At 58.6% G+C, this 15,818-nt stretch carries 14 protein-coding genes and 1 tRNA gene; 5 read left to right on the forward strand and 10 right to left on the reverse strand.

Going from position 1 to position 15,818, the window contains the following annotated elements; translation table 11 throughout:
* Position 1 precedes the first annotated feature (1 nt).
* The 3 genes from RFER_RS22930 to RFER_RS07405 all read right to left on the reverse strand — a co-directional run bounded on the left by RFER_RS22930 (position 2) and on the right by RFER_RS07405 (position 3,474).
* Positions 2-574: a hypothetical protein gene (locus tag RFER_RS22930; protein ID WP_011463771.1), complete on the reverse strand. Its 573-nt coding sequence runs from the start codon at positions 572-574 to the stop codon at positions 2-4.
* 82 nt (positions 575-656) lie between these two features.
* Complete coding sequence (locus RFER_RS07400) at positions 657-1,232, reverse strand: hypothetical protein (RefSeq protein ID WP_049765626.1); 576 nt, start codon at positions 1,230-1,232, stop codon at positions 657-659.
* Positions 1,233-1,404: 172 nt separating this feature from the next.
* Positions 1,405-3,474 carry a sodium-translocating pyrophosphatase gene (locus RFER_RS07405; RefSeq protein WP_011463773.1) on the reverse strand — a complete coding sequence of 690 codons (2,070 nt, stop codon included), beginning with the start codon at positions 3,472-3,474 and terminating at the stop codon, positions 1,405-1,407.
* 238 nt (positions 3,475-3,712) lie between these two features.
* Between RFER_RS07405 and ppa the strand changes: the two genes are divergently transcribed.
* A complete protein-coding gene (gene ppa / locus RFER_RS07410) occupies positions 3,713-4,249 on the forward strand; it encodes an inorganic diphosphatase (protein ID WP_011463774.1) in 537 nt (178 codons plus the stop codon).
* A 105-nt stretch (positions 4,250-4,354) separates the two neighbouring features.
* On the opposite strand, the gene RFER_RS07415 is transcribed toward ppa, so the two are convergent.
* Entirely contained in the window at positions 4,355-5,152 is a 798-nt protein-coding gene (locus RFER_RS07415; RefSeq protein WP_011463775.1) for an esterase/lipase family protein, read from the reverse strand.
* A 35-nt stretch (positions 5,153-5,187) separates the two neighbouring features.
* A complete protein-coding gene (locus RFER_RS07420) occupies positions 5,188-6,684 on the reverse strand; it encodes a wax ester/triacylglycerol synthase family O-acyltransferase (protein WP_011463776.1) in 1,497 nt (498 codons plus the stop codon).
* 111 nt (positions 6,685-6,795) lie between these two features.
* On the opposite strand from RFER_RS07420, the gene RFER_RS07425 reads away from it, so the two are divergent.
* The gene (locus RFER_RS07425; protein WP_084795463.1) at positions 6,796-7,314 is read left to right on the forward strand and encodes a chemotaxis protein CheW; all 519 of its coding nucleotides are present in this window, start codon (positions 6,796-6,798) and stop codon (positions 7,312-7,314) included.
* Between the two features lie 54 nt (positions 7,315-7,368).
* Positions 7,369-7,445 (forward strand) — tRNA-Arg (locus tag RFER_RS07430).
* 135 nt (positions 7,446-7,580) lie between these two features.
* On the opposite strand, the gene RFER_RS07435 is transcribed toward RFER_RS07430, so the two are convergent.
* Positions 7,581-9,005, reverse strand: a complete 1,425-nt coding sequence (locus RFER_RS07435) for an FAD-binding oxidoreductase (RefSeq protein WP_011463778.1) — start codon at positions 9,003-9,005, stop codon at positions 7,581-7,583.
* A 113-nt stretch (positions 9,006-9,118) separates the two neighbouring features.
* Here RFER_RS07435 and RFER_RS07440 point away from each other — a divergent pair, with 113 nt between their 5' ends.
* The gene (locus tag RFER_RS07440; protein ID WP_011463779.1) at positions 9,119-9,697 is read left to right on the forward strand and encodes a cob(I)yrinic acid a,c-diamide adenosyltransferase; all 579 of its coding nucleotides are present in this window, start codon (positions 9,119-9,121) and stop codon (positions 9,695-9,697) included.
* 61 nt (positions 9,698-9,758) lie between these two features.
* Positions 9,759-10,868 (forward strand): 6-phosphofructokinase, encoded by a 1,110-nt coding sequence (locus RFER_RS07445; protein ID WP_011463780.1) that lies wholly within the window; start codon positions 9,759-9,761, stop codon positions 10,866-10,868.
* Positions 10,869-11,024: 156 nt separating this feature from the next.
* Here RFER_RS07445 and RFER_RS24860 read toward each other — a convergent pair whose 3' ends face one another.
* The 4 genes from RFER_RS24860 to RFER_RS07465 all read right to left on the reverse strand — a co-directional run bounded on the left by RFER_RS24860 (position 11,025) and on the right by RFER_RS07465 (position 15,780).
* Positions 11,025-12,638: a methyl-accepting chemotaxis protein gene (locus tag RFER_RS24860; RefSeq protein ID WP_011463781.1), complete on the reverse strand. Its 1,614-nt coding sequence runs from the start codon at positions 12,636-12,638 to the stop codon at positions 11,025-11,027.
* Positions 12,639-12,777: 139 nt separating this feature from the next.
* On the reverse strand, positions 12,778-14,061 hold the full coding sequence (locus RFER_RS07455; protein WP_011463782.1) for a TRAP transporter large permease: 1,284 nt from the start codon (positions 14,059-14,061) through the stop codon (positions 12,778-12,780).
* Complete coding sequence (locus RFER_RS07460) at positions 14,058-14,732, reverse strand: TRAP transporter small permease (protein WP_011463783.1); 675 nt, start codon at positions 14,730-14,732, stop codon at positions 14,058-14,060. The genes RFER_RS07455 and RFER_RS07460 overlap by 4 nt, the downstream gene beginning before the upstream one ends.
* Before the next feature lie 52 nt (positions 14,733-14,784).
* A complete protein-coding gene (locus RFER_RS07465; RefSeq protein WP_011463784.1) occupies positions 14,785-15,780 on the reverse strand; it encodes a TRAP transporter substrate-binding protein in 996 nt (331 codons plus the stop codon).
* Positions 15,781-15,818: the final 38 nt, after the last annotated feature.

A 15,818-nucleotide genomic window follows, 5' to 3' on the forward strand; every position in this document is an offset into this window, starting at 1 on the left:
TTTACCGCAGGGGTGTCATTTGGGTGGGTGCAAAGTTTGATGGCTCAATGGCCGGGGCAGGGGGTATCGGGTCAAGCGGCGTTGCTTTGGGTGGACGTCTGGTGCGGCGCCGGTCCAGCACGGAAACAGGTTCTTCTTCGACCTGGGGCAAGGCGTTTTGATGCCACGATTTGGGGTCTGGCATAAAGGCAAACGGACAGCCGCAATCGGGCGCAAAACGCCATGAGAATATGTACTTGGAATGGTCGACCGATGGATCAAAGCGATCCAGCCCAAGCAGCAACTGCCGTTGCAGCGCGGATGCATAGCGCAGCAGTCGCTCGTTCCACTTCATCAACACCAATTGAATGTGCAATTCTTCTTCGCTTGGCGAGCGCGCGACGATGATGACCTCGCAGCTGAGCCAACCGAATGGAACGCCGTGAAGTCGCAGTGTGTCTTTAAGAACCACCCGGATCAACTCACGTCGAACATCGCTGTGCCGTGGCGTACTGTTGGGCGTCGTAACTGGCGTCGGCGCAGCACGGGACGTATTTTGGTCTTTCGGGCGCCTGCTTTTCAGAAAATCGAACATTTCCCCCCCATTCACTTTCAAATTATTTATAGGTAAAGCTTAGCGGAATTTGCAAAAATGCGTCGCTCCCATGCGGGATTTGCTAATGCCTGGTCACGATGGCGGGGCCGATATCCTGCAAGGGGCCCAATGGGTTGGTTTGGACGTCGATGTCATTGACGCGGGGCTGTCCGCCCCAGGCGCGGTAGACCACCACGTCATTGATCAGCAGGATCAAGGCATTGAAGCGCCAGCCCGTCGTCTCCGTGCGGCGTGAAAAGTTGGTGAAGTCGGCCAAAAAACCGCCAGTGCGGTCTTTCTGGATGCGCGCTGCCGTGATCTCCCAGCCGCGACAGGCCTCGCGCGCTTCCAGGCATGCCAGCACACCGGGATCGAGGTCTTCTCTTTTGAGCAGCGAGCTTGGAACAAATCGCCGCACGATGTCGTCGTGTGTCAGGATGTTCGTATTGGGCTGTTGCACCGGGCTGATTCCCAGCCGGGTCATGGCGACAACATCGCTTTTCATCGGCACCAGACCTTCAATGGCCTGACGCGCCTCGTCAAAACTCTTGAAAGGGGTGGACTGGCTACGGGCGCGCGGCAGCATGGATGAGCAGCCACTCACCAGCAGTGCCAATGACAACAGGCAGATGCCATCAATGAGCTTGCGTTGGTTCAAGGTTGTACCTTTTGAGTGGGGTCCAGAAAAACGGCTGAAAGCGTCTGGCATTCAAATGCTCCTTGACGGGAATCCTAGTGTGGGCTGATATTTTCTGCTTGACATTCATCAAGGATGTCGGTGGCACCCATAAAAAAGCCCGCGTCAGCGGGCTTTTTGGTTTCGGGTCGGACTAGCCGCCGTGGATCTTCATCATCACCGGCACGATCAGCAGCGCCACAATGTTGATGATCTTGATCAGCGGGTTAATGGCCGGGCCGGCGGTGTCCTTGTAGGGGTCGCCCACGGTATCGCCGGTGACAGCCGCTTTATGCGCTTCGGAACCCTTGCCGCCAAAGTTGCCGTCTTCAATGTACTTTTTGGCATTGTCCCAGGCACCGCCGCCGGTACACATGGAGATGGCCACAAACAGACCCGTCACGATGGTGCCCATCAGCAGGCCGCCCAGCGCGGCCGGGCCGAGGATCAGTCCAACCAGAATTGGCACCACCACGGGCAGCAAACTCGGGATCATCATTTCCTTGATGGCGGCCGTGGTCAGCATGTCGACAGCGGTGTCATATTCCGGCTTGGCGGTGCCTTCCATGATGCCCTTGATGTCGCGGAACTGGCGGCGCACCTCGACCACGACCGCTCCGGCGGCGCGGCCCACGGCTTCCATCGCCATGGCGCCAAACAGGTAGGGAATCATGCCGCCGATGAACAGACCGATGATGACCATCGGATTGCTCAGGTCAAAGCTGATCACCTTGCCATAGCCATCGAGCTTGTGCGTGTAGTCGGCAAACAGCACCAGGGCTGCCAGACCGGCGGAACCAATGGCATAGCCTTTGGTGACGGCCTTGGTGGTGTTGCCAACAGCGTCCAGCGGGTCGGTGATGTCGCGAACACTCTTGGGCATTTCGGACATTTCGGCAATACCACCGGCGTTGTCGGTGATCGGGCCATAGGCGTCCAGCGCCACCACGATGCCAGCCATGCTGAGCATGGCGGTGGCTGCAATCGCAATGCCATACAAGCCGGCCAGCGCATAGGCGGTGTAGATCGCCACGCAGACAAACATCACCGGCCAGGCGGTGGAACGCATGGAAACCCCCAGGCCGGCAATGATGTTGGTGCCGTGGCCCGTGGTGGATGCCTCTGCGATGTGTTTCACCGGCGCGTATTGCGTGCCGGTGTAGTACTCGGTAATCACCACCAGGGCGGCGGTGAGAATCAAACCTACGGCACAGGCGCCAAACAGCTTCATCTGGCTGCCGCTGGCGGTGATGGCGTTGTCAGGCATCAGCCATTGCGTCACGAAGAAGAAGGCAATCAACGACAGCACGCCGGCGACCGCCAGACCTTTGTACAGGGCCGGCATCACGTTCTTCATGCCGGGCGAGGCCTTGACGAAGAAGCAACCGATGATGGAGGCCACGATCGACACGGCGCCCAGCGCCAGCGGGTAGACCACGGCACTGGTGCCCATGGCGGGCAGCATCAGGGCGCCAAGCACCATGGTGGCAATCAGCGTGACGGCGTAGGTTTCAAACAAGTCAGCGGCCATGCCGGCGCAGTCACCCACGTTGTCACCGACGTTGTCGGCGATCACCGCCGGGTTGCGCGGGTCGTCTTCAGGGATGCCGGCTTCAACCTTGCCCACCAGATCCGCGCCGACGTCAGCACCCTTGGTGAAAATACCACCGCCCAGACGGGCAAAGATGGAGATCAAGGAGGAGCCAAAAGCAAAGCCGATCAGCGGGTTGAGCAGGTGCGCCAGGTTTTTATCCGGTGTCAGATTACCGTTGCCAACCAGGAACCAGAAAAATCCAGTCACACCCAGCAGACCCAAGCCCACCACCAGCATGCCGGTGATAGCGCCGCCGCGGAAAGCAACGTCAAGTGCCGGGCCAATGCCTTTGGTGGCAGCCTGCGCGGTGCGCACATTGGCGCGCACCGAGACATTCATGCCAATGAAGCCGCAGGCGCCAGAGAGCACCGCACCGATCACAAAGCCGACGGCGCTCAAGGAGTCAAGAAAGATGGCGATCAAAATGGTCAGCACCACACCCACAATGGCAATGGTTTTGTACTGCCGTGCCAAGTAGGCCGCAGCACCGGTTTGAATGGCGGCTGCAATCTCTTGCATGCGCGCATTGCCGGCGTCCTGGGAAAGAATCCAACTGCGTGCCCAAAAGCCGTATCCGACGGCGATGAGCCCACAAATAAGCGCCAGAATCAGCGCTGGGTTGCCTGTCATATAAATCTCCTGTCTGTTGTTTCGCTGAGTAGGGGTGCAACGCAATCGGCATCCCCGCTGCGTTGCTTCCTCGCTGCGAAACATCAATCGGGGACTGATGCAGGCGATTGGCCAACGCGCGGACTGTACCGTGAAAAGCCCCTGATTTGACGCGAGGCAAGTCGGGCGTAAGTAAAATCAGGGTTAATCCTTAGGTTTTTCCGATTTTTCTGATTTAACTCAATGCAAAGAAGCCACCATGTCCCTCGATAACGTTACTCCGGGTAAAAACTGCCCAGAATCTTTTAATGTCATCATTGAAATCCCGATGAACGCTGACCCGGTCAAGTACGAGGTCGACCATGAAACCCATGCCATTTTTGTTGACCGTTTCATGAGCACGGCGATGCATTACCCGACCAACTACGGTTATGTGCCCCAAACCATCAGCGGTGATGGTGACCCGGTGGACGTGCTGGTCATCACGCCGGTGCCGCTCATTCCTGGCGTGGTGGTGACTTGCCGCGCCATCGGTATCCTGAAGATGGAAGATGAAGCTGGCCAGGACGGCAAAGTGCTGGCGGTGCCGATCGACAAGATTCTGTCGCTCTACACGCGCTGGCAAAAGCCCGATGACCTGAGCCCGGTGCGCCTGAAGACCATTGCGCACTTTTTTGAGCACTACAAAGACCTGGAAGCCAATAAATGGGTCAAGATTTTGGGTTGGGAAGGCCCGGAATCGGCCAAGCAAGAAATCATGGATGGCATTGCCAACTACAACAAGACACTTCCCTGATTTATACATTTTTAGCCTCTAGCCCCCGTCGAACGGGCGTGAGTAGCTATAATAAAAGAAGCGCCTGCCGGTGGTAACACGGCAGGCATTTTTCTGGGCGCAGGCTCAGCGCGCTGGATTAGGGAAGATCAGCCCATGCAAGCCGCCCTTGTGCGCGAACGGCTGCCACTTGCCTTCTGCTTGCGCGAGCCGATCGGCTACGGCCCACCAGGCGCTGGGGTTGAGCCCAAGCCCGACGTGGCTGGCAATGACTTCGATGTTTTCAGTCAGCCGATTGATCTTGCAAGGCGCCTGGATGCTGGCAGGCCAGGCGACGATGCCATCGGTGCGGGAAAAGATGGAGGTGGTTGGCACCGGGGGCGCCACCGGCAAGTCAAACTGTTCAACTTCGCCGTGAATGTCGCGCCCGCTGACGAGTTGGTACAAGTGCCAGGCGTTGGTGCTTTCGTGTGAGCCGGCAAACGGTGTGCCGAGCGTGATGACGTCACGCACACAGTCGGGCAGTTCTTTGGCCAGTTCACGGGCGTAAATGCCGCCCAGACTCCAGCCCACCAGGCTGACTTTTTGGCCCGTGACCTGACAGGTGTCGATGACTTGCCGCCGCGCGGCCTGCAGCACACCGGCGCGCGGACCAAAGTTGGAGCCCTGGTTCCAGCCAGAAACATCGTGCCCCAGGTTTTCAAGAAAGCTGCGCATCGGCAGGGTGGACGCGTCACTGGCTGACAGGCCAGGAAACACAATCACGGAGTGGCCGTCGCCGGTTGGCGCCTGGCGCAAAAAAGGCCAGGCGGGAATGACCGCCCCCAGTTCCCAAAAAGCCCGGAACTCCAACGCCATGAGCCAGGCGCTAGGCGCCGGCGCGTTGGCGCTTGCAGGAGTCTCTGTTTTTTGCTTGGTTGCCATGGTTGAAGGCTAGCATTTTTCTGAATATATTGTTCTTAGACGGGTATCGATTTGGCGCGTGATCTCTTGTTTTGAGTCGCCTTCGTGACCTTGTCAATCGGCCTCAGCAGCTCTCGCCCCGCTTCAAACGCGTCTTGTAACGCCTGGGTCAATTCGTGCATCTGGGGCAGCGCCTGTTTGTCGGCAATCAGGCCAAAATCCACGGAGCCGGCGTAGGTCTGGATCGTGATGTTGAGCGCGACACCATGGACCACAATCGACATCGGATGGAAGGTGAGCATTTTGGCGCCCGCCATGTACAAGGGCACTTGCGGGCCGGGCACATTGCTGATGACCAGATTGGCCAGCATCGGCAAGCGGTGCGACAGACCGGTGGCACTGTAGGCTTTGAAAGCCGCTTTTGCAATGCCGCCAACGATCCAGGGCGCGAGCAAGGACGGGTAATCGGTGGGGAGAACCCCTTTGAGGTCAAGCATCGCAGTTTTGACCTTGGCGGTGGAGCTCATGATGGTTTTCAAGCGCTTCATCGGGTTGGCATATTGCGTTCCGAGTTCCACCACCGTCATCGACGCCTGGGTATTGAGGTCTTGATTGCCATCTTCGCGCAGGCTGATCGGCATGGCGGCCAGCAATGATTTTTTCGGGATGCCGCCATGCTGACTCAAGTAAGTTCGCAGCGCTGTGGCACAAAGCCATAAAACAATGTCGTTGAACGACCCGCCGACTGCTTTGGCCATGGCGCGGCAGTCGGCAAAGGGCAGGCTGACAGTACCAAAGCTGCGTTCTCGTGTGACCGCCACGTTGAAATCAGTCATGGGGGCCAGGCGCAGCGGTGACTTGGGCCGCCTGTTCTGGCCCGTGCCACTGAACGACTGCTTGACCAGCGTGCTGCCCAAGGCGCGCGCCGTCTGGGGAATGGCCTTGATCAGTTTCATGTATTGCGCCAGCGAATTGGAAAACACCGCGCCAATCATGTCGCCCATCTTGAGTTCGTGCTGCGCGTCGTCGCTGCGTCCCTTGCCCGGCGGCGGCACGTCCCGTGGTGTGGCGCTGATGTCCATGATGGCATGGGTCAGCACGGTTCCCGCCTTGCCGTCCAGCGCGGCATGGTGGACCTTGGAGTACACGCCCGCGCACAGGCTGCCGTCCGGACGTTTGATGTGCTCAAACACATGGAATTCCCACAACGGGCGCTCGCGATCCATCAGCTGCATGTGCAGTTCGGCGCAGACCGCCTCAGCCTGGCGCAACGTCAGGATTTTTCCCTTCACCGGTCGAATATGAAAGTCAAGGTCAAGCTCTTCAACCGCAACCCAGATCGGATGTCCCAGATCCAGTGGCATGAAGCCGAGCCTGTGGTTAAAGATGCCGGCCAGATGCAGGCGCTGTGCAATATGCGTCTGGAGCGCCTTGCGCAGTGTTCCCTTGAAGTCGGCTGGCAGTTCATAAAGACAAAATGAACCCACGTGCATCGGCATTTCGGGTGTCTCAAGGTAAAGGAAAGAGGCGTCAAGGCCGCTGAGTGTCTTCATGGTTTCTCTCTCTTTATCAGGATAACGCCGCCTGGGTAAGGTACGAACTGGGGCTTGTCTTGCACGTGTATCATGCCCTACCGACCTATCCGACGCAAAGGAATTGAAGCCATGGAAACGATGCAAAAGAAAACCGCCAACGCCTTTCAATCGGGCACGCCTGCTGCTAAAACCGTGGTCGATGGCGGTCAATATCTCACGTTGCGGCTCGGCGGCGAAGAATATGCGATCGATATTTTGCGCGTGCAGGAAATCCGCTCCTATGAAGAGCCCACCCGCATGGTTAATGCGCCCTCGTTCATCAAGGGGGTGATCAATCTGCGTGGTGTCATCGTGCCGATTGTGGATCTACGCCTCAAGCTCAATATCGACAAGGTCGAGTACAACGAATTTACGGTGGTCATCATTTTGAATGTACGTGGCACGGTCATTGGCGCCGTGGTGGATTCGGTGTCGGATGTGGTCACGCTGACTTCGCAAGCCATCAAGGCGGCGCCACAATTTGAAACCGCCATTGACTCGCGCTTTATCACCGGTCTGGCCAATATTGGCGATCGCATGCTGATTGTGATGAACATGGAAGCCTTGATGAGCAATGCCGAGATGGGCATGCTGGCGGCAGTGTCCTGAGCAAGATTGCCTCATCGGGGGGATGATTTTTGGCATGCTACAATTCACGCTTTCGCGGCTGTAGCTCAGTTGGATAGAGTACTTGGCTACGAACCAAGGGGTCGTGGGTTCAATTCCTGCCAGCCGCACCAGTAAAGACAAGGGTTAGCACGTTATCGCGTGCTAACCCTTTTGTCATTGGTGCATCAATACCCGTTTGCAACGCGGTTTTTATTTGGATAATTGGCCGCCAGCCCTTATTTCGTAAGCGCTGGTAGCTACCAAATTTATAGTATAAAGATTTTGCCCGGATTCATGATGTTCTTCGGATCCAGTGCTTTTTTGATGCTGCGCATCATGTCCACGGCGCCAGCGCCGGTCTCCGTCACCAGAAAATCCATTTTGTGCAGGCCCACGCCGTGCTCGCCACTGCAGGTGCCGTCCAGCGCCAGGGCACGTGCCACCAGGGCGTGGTTCAACTTTTCGGCGATGTTGCGTTCTTCGGGTTGCTTGGGATCGATCAGATAGCCAAAGTGGAAGTTGCCGTCGCCGACGTGGCCGACCAGAAAGTAAGGGATGCCACTGGCGTCGGCCTCGGCCACCGAGTCCAGCAGGCAGTCGGCCAGGCGGGAAATCGGCACGCAAGTGTCGGTTGAAATGGCGCGGCAACCGGGCTTGGACTGGATGGCGGCAAAGTAGGCGTTGTGGCGCGCGGTCCACAGCCGGGTGCGCTCTTCGGGCGTGGTGGCCCATTCAAATGCGTGGCTGCCGGATTCGCTGGCAATCTCCTGCACCATTTCAGCCTGTTCTTTCACACTGGCGGGCGAGCCGTGAAACTCCATCAGCAGCAAGGGCTCTTCCCTCAGACCCAATTTGGCGTAGTTGTTGACCATGCGCACCGTGTTGGCGTCAATCAGTTCCACGCGCGCAATGGGAATGCCCATCTGGATGATCTGGATGGTGGTGCGTACCGCCGCCTCGATGCTCGGAAACGAGCAGATCGCCGCCGAGATCGCCTCGGGCAGGGGATAGAGCTTGACGGTGACCTCGGTGATCACGCCCAGCGTGCCCTCACTGCCCACCAGCAGGCGCGTCAGGTCATAGCCAGCCGCAGATTTCTTGGCGCGGGTACCGGTGTGGATGATCTCGCCTTGCGCCGTGACGACTTCCAGCGCCAGCACGTTTTCGCGCATGGTGCCGTAGCGCACGGCGTTGGTGCCGCTGGCGCGGGTGGCACTCATGCCGCCCAGGGTGGCGTCAGCGCCGGGGTCAATCGGGAAAAACAGGCCGGTACTCTTGACTGCTTCATTGAGCTGCTTGCGCGTGACCCCCGCTTGCACCGTCACCGTCAGGTCTTCGGCGTTGATCGACAGCACCTGGTTCATGCGACCGACGTCAAGGCTGATGCCACCCTGTACAGCCAGCAAATGTCCTTCAAGCGAGGTGCCGACGCCAAAGGGAATGACCGGAACGCCATGGTCGCTGGCCATTTTCACGGTGAACGCGACATCGGCCGTGCTTTCGGCAAACACCACGGCCGCTGGCGGCGGTGCTTCAAAAGACGACTCATCGCGCCCGTGCTGCTCGCGCACCACCAAAGCGGTCGTGCAGCGCTCGGCAAAGCGTTTCTTCAGCGCGTCAATGAGGGCGGCGGGCACCGCGCGTTGCTGGATGTCTGCTTGCAGGGCTGAGCTCGTGGCGAGAGGGTTCATGGGTTCTTTCAATCAGTTGGTGGGGACAGAGCTTCGCTGCGCTATGGTCTGTCCCGCAAGGTTACCGGTTTGTATTTTGCTGCAACAATAGCTCAACTTCAGGAGTCATTTTTATGGGACAAAGACTGACGCAAATTGCCACCCGCACCGGCGACAACGGCACCACCGGGCTGGGGGACAACACCCGCGTGTCAAAAGACAGCCTGCGTGTGCACGCCATGGGCGACGTGGATGAACTCAACTCCAACATTGGTGTGTTGCTGTGCGAAGCCATGCCGCAGGGTGTGCGCACCCTGTTGGTGGAAATCCAGCACCAGCTGTTCAACCTGGGTGGCGAGCTCTCCATCCCCGGTTTTGAGCTGCTCAAGCCCGAGGCGGTGCTGGCGCTCGATGCCGCGCTGGCCGAGCACAACGAAGCACTGCCACGGCTGCAGGAGTTCATCCTGCCTGCGGGTACGCGCGCGGCCTCCCTGGCCCATGTGTGCCGCACGGTGGCGCGCCGCGCCGAGCGCGCGGTGGTGGCGCTCGAAGGGCAGGAGAGCCTGAAAGACACGCCGCGCCAGTACCTCAACCGCTTGAGCGACCTGATGTTTGTGCTGGCCCGCGTGCTCAACCGCTATCGCACCGATGGCAGCGTCGGCGATGACGTGTACTGGAAGAGCGAAAAGCTGGCGCGAGCGTCTGCCGATTGAATGGGGGCTTAAGCTGATTCGCGCGTATTCTTCATCTTCAGATTCTTGAGCAGGAATAGCCATGACAAACTCAATCCGGCGTATTGCCGTTAACACCGGCGGCGGTGACGCCCCCGGCCTCAACGCCGTCATCCAGTCGGTGATGATTGCCGCTGCCAACCGGGGCTGGGAGTGCTACGGCATCCGTGATGGTTTTAATGGCATCTTGTTTCCAGAGCGCTACCCGCAAGGCGGCGTGGTCCGGCTGACACGCGACAAGGTGCGCGGCATCGGGCATCTGGGGGGCACCATCCTGGGCACCACCAACAAAGGTGACCCTCTGCATTTTCCGATCACACTGCCCGACGGGAGTACGCGGGAGATTGACCGCTCGGACGAAATTTTGACCTATTTCGCCACCCACCAGATTGACGCGTTGGTGGCTATCGGCGGCGACGGCTCACTCACCATTGCGAATGCACTGCACCAGAAAGGCCTGCGTGTGGTGGGCGTGCCCAAGACCATCGACAACGACCTGGACAAGACCTTTACCACCTTCGGTTTTGACACGGCGGTGGGCTTTGCCACCGAGTGCTTGGACCGCCTGCACAGTACGGCCGAGAGCCACCAGCGCGTGATGGTGGTCGAAGTGATGGGGCGCTATGCCGGCTGGATCGCCCTGCACTCGGGCATTGCGGGCAATGCGCACGTCATTTTGATGCCCGAGATCAGCTTCGATCTGGAGCAGGTGGCGGCCAAGATTCGCGCGCGTGACGCCGAAGGGCGGCTGTATTCCATTGTGCTGGTGGCCGAAGGGGCGCAGCCGGGCGACGGACACCGCGAGTTGGCGGCCCCGGCCGAGGCGGGCCATGCCGAGCGTCTGGGTGGTATTGGCGAGCGTGTCGGCCGGGCGCTGGCCGAGCGCACCGGCAAAGACACGCGTGTGGTGGTGCTGGGGCATTTGCTGCGCGGTGGCAGCCCGACCGCCTTCGACCGGCTGGCGGCCCTGCGTTTTGGTGCGGCAGCGGTGCGCGCGCTGGACGAAGGGCAGTCCGGCATCATGGTGTCTCTGGGCTTGACCGGCGTCGATTACGTCGCGCTGGAAGAAGTGGCGGGCCACATGAAGGCGGTGCCGCTGGACAGTGACACGCTACAAACCGGACGTGATCTGGGGATTTGTTTTGGCGATTGAACCACGCGCGATGACGGGTTGCCGCTGAAAGATCACACGGTTCTGCTGGCGCTTGCAAACACAATTAGCTATCAAATATATAGCTATATGTGCTTATATTACGGGGGCTAGAGCGCTATTTTGTTTGAAAATACGCAGCCACCTGGGTTCCTGTGATCATCTGAGTAAAGCACGAGGCGAGCCTTCACGCAAGGCCTGTGGCGGCGCGACACGCTGACCGTCATCGGTGCCGAGCTTGAAAACAGCGACCACTTGCACCAGGTCCTGCGCCTGGGTTCTGAGGCTGCTCGCCGCCGCCGCCATCTCTTCGACCAGTGCAGCATTTTGCTGTGTCACCTGATCCATTTGGTTCACCGCCTCGCCCACTTGCGACACGCCGGCACTCTGCTGATGGCTGGCTGCACTGATCTCGCTCATGATGTCGGTGACTCGCCGGATGGCGCTGACCACCTCGGTCATGGTGGCTCCAGCCTGGTCGACCAAAGTGGAGCCCTGCTCGACCCGCTCGACACTGGCATTGATCAAGGACTTGATCTCTTTGGCCGCATCGGCCGAGCGCCCGGCCAGGCTGCGCACTTCGCTTGCCACCACGGCAAAACCGCGACCCTGCTCACCGGCGCGGGCGGCTTCCACGGCAGCGTTGAGCGCCAGGATGTTGGTTTGAAAGGCGATGCCGTCAATGACGCTGATGATGTCCGAGATTTTTTTCGACGCGTCGTTAATGCCTTTCATGGTCTGCACCACTTGCGCCACGACCTGACCTCCTGTGACCGCCACGGTAGATGCATTCATGGCGAGCTGGTTGGCCTGGGCGGCGCTGTCGGCGTTGTGCTTGACGTTGGAGTTGAGCTCTTCCATCGACGCGGTGGTTTCTTCCAGTGAACTGGCCTGGGATTCCGTGCGCGCCGACAGGTCATGGTTGCCCTGCGCAATCTCGGCGCTGGCGCTGGAGACGCTTTGGGCTCCCTGGAGCACCTTGCAGACAACTTGCACCAAGCCGGTTTGCATCTCCTTGAGCGCCTGCAGCAATTGTGAAATTTCGTTTTTGCCGCTGGCGTCAAACTGCATGCTCAGGTCGCCTGCCGCCACACCGCGAGCGAGTTGCACCGCTTGCAGGATCGGACGGGTAATGGAGCGAATAATCCAGACCGCCAGCAAGATACCCACCGCCAAAGCAATCACCAGCGTGGCACCAATTACCAGCGGCATGCTCGCCGCCGCCGTCTGTGTAGCGGCCGTGGACTGATCGAGCAGTGTGTTCTGGTACTTGAGCAAGCCGTCGAGCGCTTCAAAATAGGCCTGTTGTGCCGGGCGCACTTTGTCTAGCAGCATGGCCTTGGCCTCAAACACCTGTCCGCCAGCGGCCAGGTCCATGGTCTCGGCCTCCAGCGGATCGTATTGACTGCGGGTCGCTGTCACTTTGGCCAGCACGGCCCTGCCTTGGGCCTCGGTAATCTGTGTGTCCAGCTGTTTGAGCCGCTCACCGATGCGGGCACGGGCGGCCGGGATACGGGCGCCTTCCTTGGTGATCTTGTCCGTGTCGCTCAGGATGATCATGTTGCGCAGCGCATCGGCGATCAAGGTGACGTCGCCCTTGATGTCGTTGATCAAGACGATTTTTGGGATGCGTTCCGCAATGACCTGGGCAAACAGCTGGTTCATCATGCTGACCTTGAACTGCGCGACTGCGCCCATAAAGGCAATCAACAAACCCAATGTGCCAAACCCGAGAATGAGCCGAGTAGCAATTTTCATATTGTCGAGTTTCATTCTTCGTCTCCTGAAAAACCAACTGCTGTTGACGTGATACCTTGATTGACGCGCAAGGGTACAGCAAAAAAAAACGGGCAGCGGCCAGGCGCAAAGCCTGAACGTGCCCGTTGACACTCGATCACTTGTTCAAGTCAAGCTACATCATTCCCAGCATGCGTGGGAACCAGGTTGACAAGGGCGGCCAGTAGGTCACCAGCACCAGGAAGCCCAGCATCGCCAGCAGCCACGGCCAGACCGCCACCGTCAGCTCGGTAATCCCCATCTTGGTGATGCCGGAGGCCACATACAGGTTCAGGCCCACCGGCGGGTGGCACATGCCCACTTCCATGTTCACCACCATGATGATGCCAAAGTGCACCGGGTCAATGCCCAGCTTCATCGCCACCGGGAACAAGATCGGCGCGAAGATCAGCACTATGCTGGAGGGCTCCATGAAGTTGCCCGCCAGCAGCAGCATCACGTTCACGGCCAGCAAGAAGGTCACCATGCCCAGGCCGTTGCCCAGCATCCAGTCGGCCAGCGCCTGCGGAATGTTCTCATTGGTCATAATGAACGAGAACAGCACGGCGTTGGTGATGATGTAGAGCAGCATCGCCGACATGTTGGCCGAGTTGAGCAACACTTTGGGCACGTCCTTGAGCCTCATGTCTTTGTAGACAAACACCGCCACCACAAACGCATAGACCGCGCTCATGGCCGCCGCTTCAGTCGGCGTGAACATGCCGGTGTAAATGCCGCCCATCACGATCACGATCAGCAGCAAGCCCCAGGCCGAGGTCTTGAAAGCCTTGAAGCGCTCGGCCCAGGTTGCCTTGGGCAGACGCGGGTAGTTGAACTTCTTGGCCCGATACCAGGTGACCCCGCCCAACACGCAGGCCAGTGCGATGCCAGGTACCACGCCGGCCATGAACAGCGCGCCAACCGAGGTGTTGGTCGCCACCGAATACATGACCATCACGATCGAAGGCGGAATCAGAATGCCCAGCGCGCCGGAAGTGGTGATGACGCCGGCACCGAAGCTTTTCGGAAAACCCGCTTTGGTCATGGCCGGCAGCAAGATCGAGCCGATCGCCACCACCGTGGCGGGCGAGGAACCCGACACCGCCGCAAACAGGGCACAAGCCATCACACCGGCCAGGCCCAGGCCTCCATACCAGTGGCCGACCATGCTGGAGGCAAAGTTGATCATGCGCTTGGCCACGCCGCCGTGGGTCAAAAAGTTACCCGCCAGGATGAAGAACGGGATCGCCATGATCTCGAACTTTTCAATGCCGGTAAAGAGCTTGAGCGCCACCGACTCCAGCGGCACATGGGTAAAGCCAAACAAAAAGGTCAGAACGGTCAAGCCGAGTGAAATCGAGATTGGCATGCCGGTGAGCATGAGCACCAGCAAGAGGACAAAAATAATGGCGGCATTCATTTCGAATCCCCTTCTTTGTTCTGCAAATCAGAAGGGTGCAGGTTGTCATCCATGGCAAGCGGGTTGAAGTCGACCGGGGGTGTTTCGGCTTCCAGACCCTCGACATGGCCGTGGTCGTGGTGCGGCAGTTCGCCGGTTTTAAGAAAATTGACCATGACCTGCAAAAACCGGAAACACATCAGGCTGGTTCCCAGCGGCACGGCGCTGTAAACCATCCAGGTTGGCATCTCCAGGTCCGGCGTAGTGGGACCTTCGGGTATGCCTTCTACGGACAAACCCAACAGGTTGAACCAGGCATGGTGCGCGCCGTTGTCCCAGACAAAAGTGGCACCCAGGGTGGCCACAATGCCGGTAAACAGGGCGCCCGCACACAGCCCGAAGACGATGAATTTGCTCTTCATCTTGTCTTGCATGCGGTTGATCAGCACGTCCACCCCGACGTGAATGCCGGTGCGCACGCCATAGGCGGCGCCAAACTTGGCCATCCAGACAAACATGATGATGGTCAGCTCCTGCGCCCAGCTCAAGGAGAGGGACAAGAGCCAGTCTTGCACGCCGGGTATCGGCAGGCCAGCGGCGTAGCGGTGTACCACCGCCACAAAGATGATCAGCGTCGCAGCGCCCATCAGGAAGGTGACCAGCCACTCTTCCAGGTGATCAAGAAATTTCATGGTTTGAGCTCCGACGCCTTGTCATCAATGTTGCGGTGAACGTCAAATCAGCTTAGAGCTTGGCCGGGTCAAAGCCAGTGGCTTTGTAGATTTGTTGCAGCGTGTCCTTGCCAACGCGATCGGCCATTTTGGTGTGCACCGGGGCCATGGCTTTCTTCAGGGCCAGGCGCTCTTCTTTGGTGGGCACGTAAACGGTGGTTTTGCCGCTCTTCTTCACGCCGTCAAGTGCCTTGTCGTTTTCTTCCTGGGCAATCTGGTTGGCATAAACGGTGGCTTCTTTCATCGCCTGTTCCAGCTCGCCGCGAATGTCAGCGGGCAGGCCGTCCCAGAACTTCTTGTTCACGATCACTGCATAGCCAAGGTAGCCATGATTGGTGATCGAGAGATGCTTCTGCACTTCATGCATTTTTTGCGTATAGAAGTTCGAGATCGGGTTTTCTGTGCCATCGACCACGCCGGTTTGCAGCGCTTGATAAACCTCTGAGAATGCCATCACCTGCGGAATGCCGCCGACCGAGCGAATTTCTTCTTCCAGCACCTTGGAAGACTGAATGCGGAATTTTTTGCCCTTGAAGTCAGCTGGTGTTTTGAGCGGTGTGTTGGCCGAGAAAGCCTTGAAACCGTTGTCCCAGAACGCCAGGCCATGAATGCCTCTGGCGTCGAGCTTGGCCAGCAAACCAGCACCGACCGGGCCTTGAGTGATCTTGTGCAAATCGGCCGTGTCATCAAAGATGAAAGGCAGGTCAAAAGCTTCAAACTCTTTCACTCCCAATGGGCCAAACTTGGCGAGTGAAGGCGCGAGCATTTGCACTGAGCCGATTTGCAGCGCTTCCATTTCTTCCTTGTCTTTGTACAAGGCGCTGTTGGCATAGACCTCGACCTTGACCTTGCCTTTGGTCAGCTCGCCCGCCTTTTTGGCGAAGAACAAAGCTGCCTGGCCCTTGGGTGTATCGACCGCAACGACGTGGCTGAACTTGATGACGGTCTGGGCACTTGCGCTCAAACCGATGGCCAGCAAAGCACTGGCAAGGACCAATTTCAATTTCATGAATGTCTCCTGAATAATAAAAAAACAACACTAACCAG

The sequence above is a fragment of the Rhodoferax ferrireducens T118 genome (genome assembly GCF_000013605.1).
In the GTDB taxonomy this organism is placed as follows: domain Bacteria; phylum Pseudomonadota; class Gammaproteobacteria; order Burkholderiales; family Burkholderiaceae_C; genus Rhodoferax; species Rhodoferax ferrireducens.